The sequence below is a fragment of the Microcoleus sp. K4-B3 genome (assembly GCF_036704615.1).
Lineage (GTDB): Bacteria > Cyanobacteriota > Cyanobacteriia > Cyanobacteriales > Microcoleaceae > Microcoleus.
The window spans coordinates 1-12224 of record NZ_JAUBSF010000133.1; the positions used below are offsets into that span (position 1 = coordinate 1).

Annotated in this window: 12 protein-coding genes; 6 read left to right on the forward strand and 6 right to left on the reverse strand. The window is 45.2% G+C overall.

The annotated features are described in order from the left end of the window. Nucleotides 1-135: 135 nt before the first annotated feature. The 3 genes from QUA78_RS30160 to QUA78_RS30170 all read left to right on the forward strand — a co-directional run bounded on the left by QUA78_RS30160 (nt 136) and on the right by QUA78_RS30170 (nt 3497). Nucleotides 136-1287: a sensor histidine kinase KdpD gene (locus tag QUA78_RS30160; RefSeq protein WP_333305408.1), complete on the forward strand. Its 1152-nt coding sequence runs from the start codon at nt 136-138 to the stop codon at nt 1285-1287. 227 nt (nt 1288-1514) lie between these two features. Continuing rightward, complete coding sequence (locus QUA78_RS30165; RefSeq protein WP_333305406.1) at nt 1515-2783, forward strand: sodium:proton antiporter; 1269 nt, start codon at nt 1515-1517, stop codon at nt 2781-2783. A gap of 240 nt (nt 2784-3023) precedes the next feature. After that, nucleotides 3024-3497, forward strand: coding sequence for a hypothetical protein (locus QUA78_RS30170; protein ID WP_333305404.1), 474 nt, complete (start codon nt 3024-3026; stop codon nt 3495-3497). A 380-nt stretch (nt 3498-3877) separates the two neighbouring features. On the opposite strand, the gene QUA78_RS30175 is transcribed toward QUA78_RS30170, so the two are convergent. The 5 genes from QUA78_RS30175 to QUA78_RS30195 all read right to left on the reverse strand — a co-directional run bounded on the left by QUA78_RS30175 (nt 3878) and on the right by QUA78_RS30195 (nt 6376). Beyond that, entirely contained in the window at nt 3878-4513 is a 636-nt protein-coding gene (locus QUA78_RS30175; RefSeq protein WP_333305402.1) for a class I SAM-dependent methyltransferase, read from the reverse strand. A 6-nt stretch (nt 4514-4519) separates the two neighbouring features. Next, entirely contained in the window at nt 4520-4981 is a 462-nt protein-coding gene (locus tag QUA78_RS30180) for a cupin domain-containing protein (RefSeq protein ID WP_333305400.1), read from the reverse strand. A gap of 152 nt (nt 4982-5133) precedes the next feature. Beyond that, nucleotides 5134-5511 (reverse strand): HEPN domain-containing protein, encoded by a 378-nt coding sequence (locus QUA78_RS30185; RefSeq protein ID WP_333305398.1) that lies wholly within the window; start codon nt 5509-5511, stop codon nt 5134-5136. A gap of 2 nt (nt 5512-5513) precedes the next feature. Next, nucleotides 5514-6002, reverse strand: a complete 489-nt coding sequence (locus tag QUA78_RS30190) for a hypothetical protein (protein WP_333305396.1) — start codon at nt 6000-6002, stop codon at nt 5514-5516. Between the two features lie 44 nt (nt 6003-6046). Then, a complete protein-coding gene (locus QUA78_RS30195; protein ID WP_333305394.1) occupies nt 6047-6376 on the reverse strand; it encodes a hypothetical protein in 330 nt (109 codons plus the stop codon). Nucleotides 6377-6674: 298 nt separating this feature from the next. Between QUA78_RS30195 and QUA78_RS30200 the strand changes: the two genes are divergently transcribed. The 3 genes from QUA78_RS30200 to QUA78_RS30210 all read left to right on the forward strand — a co-directional run bounded on the left by QUA78_RS30200 (nt 6675) and on the right by QUA78_RS30210 (nt 10879). Then, nucleotides 6675-8129: a folate/biopterin family MFS transporter gene (locus tag QUA78_RS30200; protein WP_333305392.1), complete on the forward strand. Its 1455-nt coding sequence runs from the start codon at nt 6675-6677 to the stop codon at nt 8127-8129. Between the two features lie 129 nt (nt 8130-8258). Beyond that, complete coding sequence (locus QUA78_RS30205) at nt 8259-9755, forward strand: carotenoid oxygenase family protein (protein ID WP_333305390.1); 1497 nt, start codon at nt 8259-8261, stop codon at nt 9753-9755. Between the two features lie 224 nt (nt 9756-9979). Further along, nucleotides 9980-10879, forward strand: a complete 900-nt coding sequence (locus QUA78_RS30210) for a DUF4436 family protein (RefSeq protein WP_333305389.1) — start codon at nt 9980-9982, stop codon at nt 10877-10879. A gap of 116 nt (nt 10880-10995) precedes the next feature. Here QUA78_RS30210 and QUA78_RS30215 read toward each other — a convergent pair whose 3' ends face one another. Then, nucleotides 10996-11850, reverse strand: a complete 855-nt coding sequence (locus QUA78_RS30215; protein ID WP_333305387.1) for an SGNH/GDSL hydrolase family protein — start codon at nt 11848-11850, stop codon at nt 10996-10998. Between the last annotated feature and the right edge of the window lie 374 nt (nt 11851-12224).

Genomic DNA, 12224 nt, shown 5'->3' on the forward strand with positions numbered 1-12224 from the left:
ACTAATTATGAAATGGAACCGAAAAATAAAAAGTAAAGGTAACTTAGTTAATGCAGTTTAGATGTTTGACAGCTTATTTGTAGCAACTGACAACTGACAACAGCCAACTGACAACTGACAACTCACTACTTAGCTATGATTCACTCTAGCGAACTTACCAACAATCCAGACGCGGTTTACGCCCAACCGAACCGCACTTACGATCGCACCCCCCGCCGGGGAAAGCACAAAATATTTATCGGCATGGCCCCCGGTGTCGGCAAAACTTTCCGAATGCTAGAAGAAGGACACAGGCTCAAATCTGAAGGCATTGATGTGGTAATGGGACTGTTAGAAACTCATGGACGGAAAGAGACAGCAGCTAAAGGCGAAGGACTGGAAGTAGTGCCCAGAAAACAAATGCTGCGTGGCGGAAAAGTGCTAACCGAAATGGATAGTGAAGCTGTCATCGAACGCCGCCCCCAATTAGCATTAATAGACGAACTGGCTCATACAAACATTCCGGGTTCTCTGCGAGAAAAACGATATCAAGATGTCGAAGAAATTCTGAATGCTGGAATTGATGTTTTCTCCACCCTCAACATTCAGCACATAGAAAGTCTCAACGATTTAGTAGCTCGAATTACCGGAGTTGTAGTGCGAGAGCGAGTGCCCGATCGCGTCCTCGAAGATGCTGACGAAATAGTCGTTGTGGATGTCACGCCGGAAACTTTAGAAGAAAGGTTGCTAGAAGGCAAAATTTATGCTCCCGAAAAAATTGAACAATCTTTAGAAAACTTTTTCCAGCGCCGTCATTTAATTGCTTTGCGAGAACTCGCCCTGCGAGAAGTCGCAGACAATGTGGAAGACGATGCAGCAACTTTAAAAGGTCAATCTTGCAACATTCACGAACGAGTTTTAGTGTGCATCTCGACTTATCCCAATTCCTTGCAACTGCTGCGGCGGGGCGGGAGGATTGCTAGCTACATGAATGCCCCATTTTATGCTGTGTTTGTCAACGATCCAGACCGATTTTTAACAAAAGCAGAAATCTTGCACGTTGAAACTTGTGAGAAACTCTGTCAAGAATTTAAGGGGCAATTTTTGCGGGTAAACGGCACTAATATAGCTAAAGCGATTTCGGAGGTAGCTAAACAGTATCGAATTACTCAAATTGTGATCGGCGAAAGCCAGCAATCCCGCTGGAGATTGCTGCTGCGGGGTTCTTTGACTCAACAGTTAGTGCGAGCGCTCAAACACGTAGATTTGCACATCATCGCTACCGAAAAAAGTGGTCTTTCTAATTAATTATTAGTCATCAACAATTAGTCATTAATCATTAGTTATTAGCCAGATGAATGAAATAAACAATTCCGGTCGATTGTCAGTCACGGAGTTTACGGCGCAAAAAGACAAAGCCCGCAGCAGCAGGCTAGAAACATCAAAAATTTGGTATAACAACTGCAACTTTCGGAGGATATCTGAATCTAGCGGGCGGTAGATGCCCCAGAAGCTTTTATCTGTAAAAATCGCATTTGGTAAACCTGATTAAAAGTGCGATCGCTATGGTGGATGATTACATTCTCAACTTGCTAGTTATTGGCATCCTCCTGCTGACCGTTACCTTGGGTTCCGGATGGATTTCAGGATTGCCGGTGTCTTATGCCTTAATTTATCTAATTGTCGGTATCGGATTGGGGCCCTATGGCGTCAAGCTGATTGACTTGCGTCCCGAAGCTCTATTTTTAGAAAGACTTACAGAATTTGTAGTTATTGTTTCTCTGTTCAGTTGCGGCTTAAAAATGAATCGCCCGCTACAATTTTGGGCTTGGAATTCTACAGCGCGGTTGATCGGTTTTTTAATGCCAATTTCGATTTTTGCGGTGGCCGCTGTCGGTCATTGGTTGGTTAAATTAGATTGGGGGGCGGCAATTTTATTGGGAGCAATTCTCGCTCCCACCGATCCTGTTTTAGCCTCAGAAGTTCAGTTAGCTCATCTAGACGATCGCGATGAATTGCGCTTTGGTTTAACATCCGAAGGCGGTTTGAACGATGCTTTAGCTTTTCCCTTCGTTTATTTCGGCATTTATGCGCTCAAAGATAACAACTGGCCGAACTGGTTTTCGCAGTGGGTAGCAATTGACTTGATTTGGGCGATCGCCACAGGTATCGTTATGGGAATTGTAGTAGCTAAAGCAGTCACTTGGATCGATCGCCAACTCCAACGCTATCGACCGGCCGATCTACTAATGGAAGATTTCATTGCTCTCAGCACAATTCTGCTCACATATTCCCTCACCGAAGTAGTCAACGGCTACGGATTTCTTGCAGTTTTTGTAGCAGGAATTGTGATGCAGCGGAGTTACCGCAACCGAGAAAAACCGCTTTCCCAACTCCACTTTACCGAGCGCATTGAAAAGTTAATGGAAATAGCAACTATTTTACTATTAGGTTCGCTTTTGCGCCTAGAGCCTATGTTGGCATATGGAGGATACTCCCTCTTAGTAGCTGGATTGTTGATTTTTTTGATTAGGCCTGTGGGAGCTTGGATAAGTACGATCGGCAGTCCTTTACATCCCGTCAGCCGCTGGCTTTGCGGTTGGTTCGGCATTCGTGGTGTTGGCTCTATTTATTATCTTACCTATGCTTTCGGTCACGGTTTGAAAGGCGAAATAGCCGAAAGAATTGCCTGGATTACTTTTACAACAATCGTGATTTCTGTGATTGTGCACGGCATTACTTCGACCCCGTTAATGAACTGGTACGAGCGCCGAATCAAACCAGAGGTACCGGATTTAATTTAATTGAGTAAGGTGCGTGACTTTAATAGTCCTGGACGCAACTGTCACACAACAATCGACTTGTAGGGTGCCTCAGGCGAAATTCTCTAACCGCGATCGGGAATTTCGGGATCTGACGCACCTTACTATATAATCTAAAATCGACTTGTAGGGTGCGTCAGGCGAAGCTCTCTAACAACACCGAAAGAAAAGAAGATTATAATTTTTTCCATAACTCTAATATAAACGTTCGCGGAATCAAACATGGATAGATTTGAATTTCAGCTAGCAATGCTGCAAAAAGGAGCAGAGGAACTAGAGAAAAAAATAGCTAATTTCACTACAATTTTGCTGCAATTAAAAACTGCGGCAATTACCATTTGGGTAGCGTTGATTGGTTGGGTTTTTACAAGCAAGATAGATGCGTTGGTTCCCCTAGGATACGTTATAATTTTTGGTTTCTGGTTTTTAGAAGCTACCTACTGGAGGGTGCAACTTTATTACCTACTAAGAGCCAATGCAGTTACCGAATTTTTGAATAATGAAAGCGCCTTAGATGAAAGTTTTAAGACCCGTTCAATTCCGGAAGGTCTTGTTCACCCGCTCGGTTCATTAAAAACAATTAAAATGCCTTCTTTATGGAGAGCTATCTGCGCTCCATCAATCTATATTTTTTATACCTTTTTGTTTGTTGTTAATTCGATCGTTTGGTTAATAACTCTTAAAACAGCCCTCTAACTGGGTAAGATCCCAATGTGCGAGCGACCAGACAATATCTTCCATCCCAACTAACTAAAAGTGTAAATTGGAGGTTCAATTTGCTTGCTACTCCAAAAAACGGTTGCTTTCTGTATCGTTTGGGTTAAGAGTTCGCCTGTTCTCTCCTCAATACTCTGTTGGTTATTTTCAAATAACCAGAACTGTTCGCGATCGACTTCTACTACGACAGCAACCTCTTATATTCAGGACTTAGGCAACTGGCATACTAAAATCAAGCTGTAGGGTGCGTCAGGTGAATTTTTAGAACGATTATTGAGGGTTTAAAAATCTGACGCGCCTTACTAATTGTGACTATTTCCAATTTTAAAAGAACACGACAATGCAGTCCTTAACCGCAGCTAAACAGGTTTGACACCAACTAACAAAGCTAGTTCTAACCACTTCCAATAACAGTCTGCATCGGTAAAACCAATTTCTCTAAACCACCGCAATTGCGTTTCCATATCGAGCAATTTATTAGACGGATCGTCTGGCGAATCGCTAATACCCAGCGCCTCTCGAAATTTCTGATGCAAAGCCGGAGTTGCTGACGCTACGTGTTCCAAATTGCAAAAGATGCCTCCGGGCTCCAAAAGCTCGAAAATCTCGGCGTAAAGCGAACGTTTGCGATCGTCTATTACGTGATGAATCGCAAAACTAGAAACAACTGCATCAAACTTGCCCAAATCCGGTAGCGATTCATCAACATTGTGCTCGATTACCGTGACATTCTGGTCATCAGCAAAGCGAATTCGGGCTTTTTCCAGCATTGTCGGCGAAAAGTCGATCGCCACACATTCAACATTTGGTCGATCGCACTTAAGCAGACCCAACAAGCGCCCGTCTCCCGTGCCCACATCCAGAATTCGCTTAACATTTTTCGGTACTTCCTCCAACAAAACTGCTTCACCTTCAGTGCGGTGAGGAATTCCATCAGCTTTAGCAAGATACCACAAAGCGTGTTCCGCCGAAGTCCAAAGATTCACTTGACTCATAAATTTTCAACTCTCATAAACCTCGCCATTTTTGCGAGTAAAAATCCAACTATTCCCGTTAGCTTTCGCAATTAGATCGTCATCGGGGTATTCGGCACTATCTCCCGGAGTGCGATCGCCAATTTCCAGATAAACAACATCTGAATTCGTGCGGTTGACTAAATGATGCCCCTCAGCATCACCCGCCGGAAAACCCGCCGCCATACCCGGTTTCAGCACTTGCTCTCCCGAATTTGTAATCAGAGTAACTTCCCCTTCCAGAACATAGATTAACTCATCTTGCCGGGTGTGCCAGTGCCTGAGAGCAGAACAACTTCCCGGTGCTAGCCTCACCAAATTTACCCCAAAATTCTGCACTCCGGCAGCATCGCCCAAGCGTTTTTTAACTCTCCCCAAAACAGCAGATTGAAATTGCTGAGGGTACTTTGAGCCCGTAATTTCCGGCACATTTTTAGGATCGATAATCATATAACAGTCCTAAATATAATAGGGACATCTTGCCCACATTACCTATCAACTTTAAATTGTAGACCAAGTAGGCAAATCCAAATTTGACACCCGCTTAAATTAAGAAAATAATTGTCGAAACAGTTACTCGCTAGGGCTTAAAACTTGACAGTTTATAAGTTGCTTAACTGAGAGATTACCCGCTGCGATCGCTTGACAGCTATTTTGCTAATCTTGAACAGTTCGGGTACACTATTGTTATAGTCTGCTTGGTTTCGATCCCTCCTCAACTTTTCCAAGTTCCTCCCTATATTTTGACTGTCGGCGTCCGAACTCTGTTTGAACTGCTGCACAACATACTTGTGAGCATCTGCAGTTTTCGGAATAGAAAGCCCTTCTGTTTCCTGCAAGTAATTTCTAGCACTGATAAAAGCTGCATAATATGCCCGACTGATAGCCGATCGCATTTTGGCTTCTTGATTTGCAGGAGGAGTCGGTTGACCGAGAAATTCTTTTGCTAGATTCAGGTACTGCGACCAGTCAAAAGTCATTATTAGCGCACGCCACAACTAAAAACTTTCCGCACCTCATACGGCAGAGGTAAATACCAATCCTCAGACAATTTTTCTTCTTTGTCAAGTGCCTCGTCTATGATTTCATCGGCGTCACCATCAATAATAATATCCAGAAATAGCTGCGCGGAGTCAATAAATTCCGAGTCTGCCTCAACTTCAAGGCACAACTTTTTACCGGGGAAGTAATTGCAAATTTTGTCTGGTGCTTCCAACAATACGGGAATCAAAAAGTGATTTTTTTCCAGAAACTCCAATATTTCTGTTTTTCCCCGGAAGCTGTACAATTTTTCCAGGGATTCAATATCGGCCAAAGAAACAGGATTTAGCTCGGTTAAGCTGTCGTGCAGCAGCATAGAGGCTAGGCTTTCAGCATCAACTCGGCGGCGTTTTGCTTCTGCCAAAAGCCTTTCGCTGTCTTCAGGAGACAGTTGGATGGTCAGGGTTTGAGAATTGGTTGCAGTTTGCATATAAATTGTATAACCTAACGATTTTTTCCTATTTCCTTTCTATCTTATTCTAACGGTTTGTAAGTCGTGGGAGCTTCCAGAATCGGTTTAATGAAACGGCTGTTCGCCCGCACAAAACAATGTCCATGCTTCGTAACAATAGGTAGCCAAGGTTTGCCTTGAATATCGGCGATAATCATTTGATTATTCAAATTTCCGCTCACAGATCGCAAACGTTCTCCTCGCTGAAAAGTAGTTAAGATTGGCCACTGCGAAACATTGTGTTTGTTTCTTACAAATAACTCATCGGGCATATCAAGAGCATTTACATAGAACGATCGAAATCTCTGAGCCATCCGACAATTCAAACCTTGAGAATCCGAGTCAACAACCACCCAATTTGCCTGCAAGTTCCCCCGCTGTCTCGCCAGCAGCCCCGTATAATCTCCTTGCTGGTTAGCAACAGGTAAAGCTAAGGCTAAATTAGCTCATCCTCCTAAAATCGCAGCAACTGCCAGAGAAACAATTCTAATTTCTGCTTTCATTGTTACAAAAAATCCTTGAATTCGGGCTAATTACAAGTTTATAGCCGTTACCAGCTCCCCGCCACTCTCGCCTCCCACCTCCGACAGTTACCCCAACTCATTAAGAATGTGTTATAAATATTGAGATTCATTAAGAAATATTGCTCAAATGCTCGTTTCCCCCTCCGGCGTCAGCAAACTCAAAGAATCTTTAAAAGAAAAAGTATTCTTTGGGAATGAGCCAACCCCCGAACTCATAGCCATTTTACTGATTTACTTCGTCCAAGGCATTCTCGGACTCGCCCGCTTAGCCGTCAGCTTCTTTCTCAAAGACGAACTCGGCATGAGTCCGGCAGAAGTCTCGGCAATGCTGGGCGTCGTAGCCCTGCCTTGGATTATCAAACCCGTGTTCGGCTTCATGTCCGACGGCTTGCCGATATTTGGCTACCGCAGACGCCCTTACATCGTCCTCTCCGGGCTGCTGGGAACGTCAGCATGGGTGAGCCTCGCCACACTTGTACACACACCGCTTGCAGCTACAGGCGCGATCGCCCTGAGTTCCCTCTCCCTCGCCGTCAGCGACGTAATCGCCGACTCCCTGGTAGTCGAAAGGGCCAGAAAAGAATCCGTTACCGACGCCGGTTCCCTGCAATCCTTATCCTGGGGGGCCTCAGCCATCGGCGGACTAATTACCGCCTACCTCAGCGGTTTCCTGCTGCAACACTTCAGCACCCACACCATATTTTTAATCACCGCATCTTTCCCGCTCATTGTATCAGCAACAGCTTGGTTAATTACCGAAGAAAAAACCAACAAAATAACCGACTTTGAAAGTGTCAAAGACCAATTAAAAAAACTGCGGCAAGCTGTTACCCAAAAATCAATTTGGCTGCCAACCGCCTTTCTCTTCGTCTTGCAAGCCACCCCAAGTTCAGACTCGGCCTTCTTCTTTTTCACCACCAACGAATTAGGCTTTCAACCAGAATTTCTCGGCCGAGTGCGTCTCGTTACCAGCATTGCCGCCCTCGCCGGCGTCTGGCTGTTTCAGCGCTTCCTCAAAACAGTTCCATTTCGAGTAATTTTTGGCTGGTCAACGGTCATGGCGACTGTTTTGGGCATGACTACTTTATTATTAGTAACTCATGCGAACCGAGCTTTAGGAATTGACGATCGATGGTTCAGCATCGGAGACAGCCTGATCCTGACAGTAATCGGACAAATTGCTTATATGCCGGTGCTGATACTCTCCGCCCGCTTGTGTCCCCCAGGCGTCGAAGCAACTTTATTTGCGCTGCTGATGTCAATCATAAATTTAGCAGGACTTTTGTCCCACGAAGGCGGTGCACTTTTGACCCACTTGCTAGGAATTACCGATCGCAATTTCGATAACCTCTGGCTGCTAGTCATCATCACAAACCTGTCCACACTTCTGCCCCTACTGTTCTTAAATTGGCTGCCCGCCGAGAGTACAGAAAGCAACGATCCAAACTCTCAAAAGTCTCTTCCCGTATTAGAACCCGAACTGGGCACTTCCAAACCAGGCGGACAGCATTTCATTCCCGAATACTTTCCCGACTTAGTACCGACAGTAAGGTCACAAAGCCGCACCGCAGATAGCAAATAAAGGCAGGCATACACGGATTTTGACACGGATACACGGATGAATTCTCCTGTGTTTCCTAATTCTCCGACTTTCTTTCTCTCTGTGCCCTCTGTGTTCTCTGCGGTTAAATCAATAAAGCTTATTCTACCAATGCAAAAATTACAGCTTTCTGAATCTCAAACAGCCGCCCCAAATTCATCATACGATCGCACAGACTGGCAGCGCGGCTACGAATCCCAACCCAACGAATCCGATTACTGGATTGACGACATAGAAGGCGAAATCCCCCCCGGCTTGCAAGGCACATTCTTCCGCAACGGGCCCGGATTATTGGATGTCAACGGCCAGCGCATCCACCACCCGTTTGACGGCGACGGGATGGTTTGTGCGATCGCCCTAAGCGAAGGCTGCGCCCATTTCCGCAACCGATTCGTACACACAGAAGGCTATCTCGCCGAACAAAAAGCCGGACAAATTCTTCACCGAGGCGTTTTCGGCACACAGAAGCCCGGGGGCTGGCTAGCCAACATCTTTGATGTCAAAATCAAAAACATTGCCAACACCAACATCATTTATTGGGGCGACAAACTGCTAGCACTTTGGGAAGCAGCACAGCCCTACAGACTCGACCCCCGCAGCCTAGAAACACTCGGCTTAGATACCCTAGACGGCATCTTGGAACCCGGTGAAGCCTTCGCCGCCCACCCCAGAATTGAAAAAGGGAAGAATGGCAAAGGAGACAGATTAGTCAACTTTTCCGTCAAGCCCGGTTTGTCGAGTACCATCACGATTTACGAACTCGACGAAAGCGGCAAACTTTTGCAGCGTCACGCCCATGCAATACCGGGTTTTGCCTTCCTGCACGACATGGTAATTACCCCGAATTACTGCATATTCTTCCAAAATCCCGTCAGCTTCAATCCGCTGCTTTTCTTGTTAGGATTTCGGAGTGCCTCCCAGTGCATTCAATTTTCGCCAAACAAGCCAACGCAAGCAATTTTAATTCCCCGCAACGGCACTGACGAGGTGAAGATATTAGAAACGGAACCTTGTTTTGTCTTCCATCACTGCAACGCATGGGAACAAGGAGGCGAAGTTTTTGTAGATTCAGTTTGTTACGAATCATTTCCAACTGTAGAAGCGGACGGCGATTTTCGCGAGATTGATTTTGATAGCGTTCCAGCGGGCGAATTGTGGCGCTTTAAGTTAAATTTGCAAGACAAAACCGTGCAGCATCAAGTTGTTGAAACTCGGTGCTGCGAGTTTCCAACTTTGCATCCTAATAATGTCGGACAACCTTACCGATATCTTTATATCGGTGCTGCGGATTCTCCCACGGGAAATGCTCCTTTGCAAGCTATCCTCAAAATAGATTTCGTAACTGGTGAAAGGCAAATTTGGAGTGCGGCGCCACGCGGTTTTGCGGGGGAACCAGTGTTTGTTCTCCGTCCCGATGCTGTTGCTGAGGATGACGGCTGGCTGCTGGTTTTAATGTATGATGCAGCTAATCATCGATCGACCTTAGTGATTTTAGATGCTCGCGACATCACCAAAGGGCCCGTAGCGCGACTGCATTTAAAACAGCACATTCCCTACGGTTTGCACGGCAGTTTCACAACAAATGTACTGCTTCCTATCGGTTCGTAGTTGCGCTACTATGGGCGGGCTCTCCTGCCCACCCCACAAGAAGGAAAATTGAACTCTTGTGGAACAGGCATCTTGCCTGTTCCTGAAGATGGTGCAAGATGTCAGTTTTCACCGATTTTAGCTATGAGACACAAGTTTTAACCCCTGACGGACTGGCGGACTGGCGGACTGGCAGACTGCGGGAAATACTAACAACAAATCAAAATGTAAAATATCCATAATAAATGCAAACTGTCAACAAATTAACTCTCAAAAAAATACTTATTTTAATTTGCAGCCTCGCCGTAAGTTTGGCAATTATCTTATTTATTTACTCTCACAATGCTAACGCCCAAGAGCCTTACAGACCGTCTCAAGATACCGCTGCGCCCCTCAAAGGCTTGGTAGAAGTCAAAATGGCGGTAATTGCAGTTGATCCCATTAAAAACGAATTAGAAACCCGCTTGCAGTTTGAACTCAAAGGTATTTATAAAAAAGGGCCAACTTACCCGGCTCAAGACTTGTTAATGACAGTTAACGGCGCAAATGTACAAGATTCGGAGATTACCTTTAAAGAAGGCAAACCGATGATTGTCCCTGCATTAAAATTTAACTTAGTAAAGGGAAAAATTAATAATTATCCGTTTGACAGGCACATTGCTAAAGTAGCTATTTCCATCGACCCGCTGGCTTCGATTGGTAAAAAGTTTGCTCCCTTTGAACTGAATCCCGTACCTCTGGAATTTAAGTTTAATGCCGATGTTCCCGGTTTCGACATCAGTTATAAGCCGATGGAAGAGAATTCCTCTATCTTTATTTATATTGATGTTTCTGCAACTCGCTCAATCCCGGTAAAATTCTTTGCCTTAGTGATTATTGTCATCATGTGGGTGCTGTCAACTATGGCACTTTTGCTAGCATTAAAAGTGATGCAATCAGGGAAGTTGCCGGAAGTGGGAATGCTGAGTTGGACTGCTGTGATGCTGTTTGCTTTTCCCGCTATTCGCAACGCTCAACCGGGGGTGCCGCCGGTGGGAACTGCCAGCGATTTCCTTTCCTTTTTTTGGACGGAAATTATTGTTGTGGTGGCGTTGGTGATTATCGGTAGCTGTTGGTTGAAGCGGTATCATCCGCCAAGTGAATGATTTTAGATTTGAAGAATTTACCCCAGAAATAAATCAGGGGGCTTGTACCCTCGATACTTTCAATTAACCGTCAACAGCCAACAGCCAATAGTCAACACTTAACTAAATTCAAAGATTTAATGTTTGACTTCCAAATTCTCAATATCCTTTGCGGGTACGCCCAAACCGCGCAAGATAGTAAAAGCAATAATTCGATATCCCGACGGATTCGGGTGCACTCCATCTGCAGCTAACAAATTCAAAGTTTTACCCGCGTGCTTTTGATACGTGCCGATAACTTCCCGAAACGGTGCATTCAAATCGATAAATAAGCACTGATTCTGCAACGCAATTTCTCGCATCGCCGCAATATACTCTTGCAACCTGCGATTTTCTGGGCAGTCGAGAATTTCGCCGATCGGAGTAGGAGAAAGCAGTACAACTCGAATTCCTGCGGCTTTTGCCGCCAGCACCATTTCAGTTATTTTCTCCCGATATTGTGCCAGTGGTACTCCCGTGGGCAACTTGCCTTGCGGATAAAACCGAAGGTTTTGGAAGTCGAAGAAAGCGTGCCAAACGTCGTTGACTCCGACATTAATCATCACTAAATCTGGCTTTTGGTCGATCGCATCTTTCTGGAAGCGCGCTTGCATATCCGTCGCCTTGTTACCGGAGATTCCGGCGTTGACGATTTCGATTTGGCGATCGGGATAAAGGGCATTCAGATAGCGTTGCAGCAGCCAAACGTAACCTCCGGGGTATTTTCCTGCCTCGGTGATGCTGTCGCCCACTGTCACAATTTTGCGCCGGCCCGCCAGCACGTTTTGGATTTCTGGCGGCGGCGTTGCTTCGGATACGGATTCTTTAAACACTGGAATTAAAGAGTTAGGAATGTTGAAAGCAATAATAGCAGCAATTACGGCTAAGGCAAGTCTGATTAAAACTTGCCTCAGCCGGGATTTGGGACGGGGCGATCGGGCATTTGCAGACATAAGGAAGAAGGAAGAATAAAAAAGAGCCTATTTGATGCGTGTCCTCACTTTAATCGTAGATTTTAGCCTGAGTCTTCTGAGAGTGAGCCATCAATTTCACTCTAGTTGCAAACAATCCTGGACTTCAGCGTGAGACGTTCGGCTTAATCAGTCGATTTGCGATCGGTCGATCGCTGAGAAATGACGTTTATTGCAGGTTTGAGCGTTTAGTATTGCAGGTCGCTACATATCCCTGCTAAGTAGGTCGGTATAAAAAAACCCAGGTAAGTAAAGAAATGTTAACAAGCGGAATTGGATCTGAATTTAAAGCGATTAGTTATATAATTTCCTCGTTGCCCTCTCGCTTCAATTCCATCCATTACTGCGTAGGCAAT

Bases quoted from the DNA above. Each gene is read 5' to 3' on its own strand.
- QUA78_RS30160 (WP_333305408.1), top strand. From the start codon at position 136: ATGATTCACTCTAGCGAACTTACCAACAATCCAGACGCGGTTTACGCC.
- QUA78_RS30170 (WP_333305404.1), top strand. From the start codon at position 3,024: ATGGATAGATTTGAATTTCAGCTAGCAATGCTGCAAAAAGGAGCAGAG.
- QUA78_RS30175 (WP_333305402.1), bottom strand. From the start codon at position 4,513: ATGAGTCAAGTGAATCTTTGGACTTCGGCGGAACACGCTTTGTGGTAT.
- QUA78_RS30180 (WP_333305400.1), bottom strand. From the start codon at position 4,981: ATGATTATCGATCCTAAAAATGTGCCGGAAATTACGGGCTCAAAGTAC.
- QUA78_RS30185 (WP_333305398.1), bottom strand. From the start codon at position 5,511: ATGACTTTTGACTGGTCGCAGTACCTGAATCTAGCAAAAGAATTTCTC.
- QUA78_RS30190 (WP_333305396.1), bottom strand. From the start codon at position 6,002: ATGCAAACTGCAACCAATTCTCAAACCCTGACCATCCAACTGTCTCCT.
- QUA78_RS30200 (WP_333305392.1), top strand. From the start codon at position 6,675: ATGCTCGTTTCCCCCTCCGGCGTCAGCAAACTCAAAGAATCTTTAAAA.
- QUA78_RS30205 (WP_333305390.1), top strand. From the start codon at position 8,259: ATGCAAAAATTACAGCTTTCTGAATCTCAAACAGCCGCCCCAAATTCA.
- QUA78_RS30210 (WP_333305389.1), top strand. From the start codon at position 9,980: ATGCAAACTGTCAACAAATTAACTCTCAAAAAAATACTTATTTTAATT.
- QUA78_RS30215 (WP_333305387.1), bottom strand. From the start codon at position 11,850: ATGTCTGCAAATGCCCGATCGCCCCGTCCCAAATCCCGGCTGAGGCAA.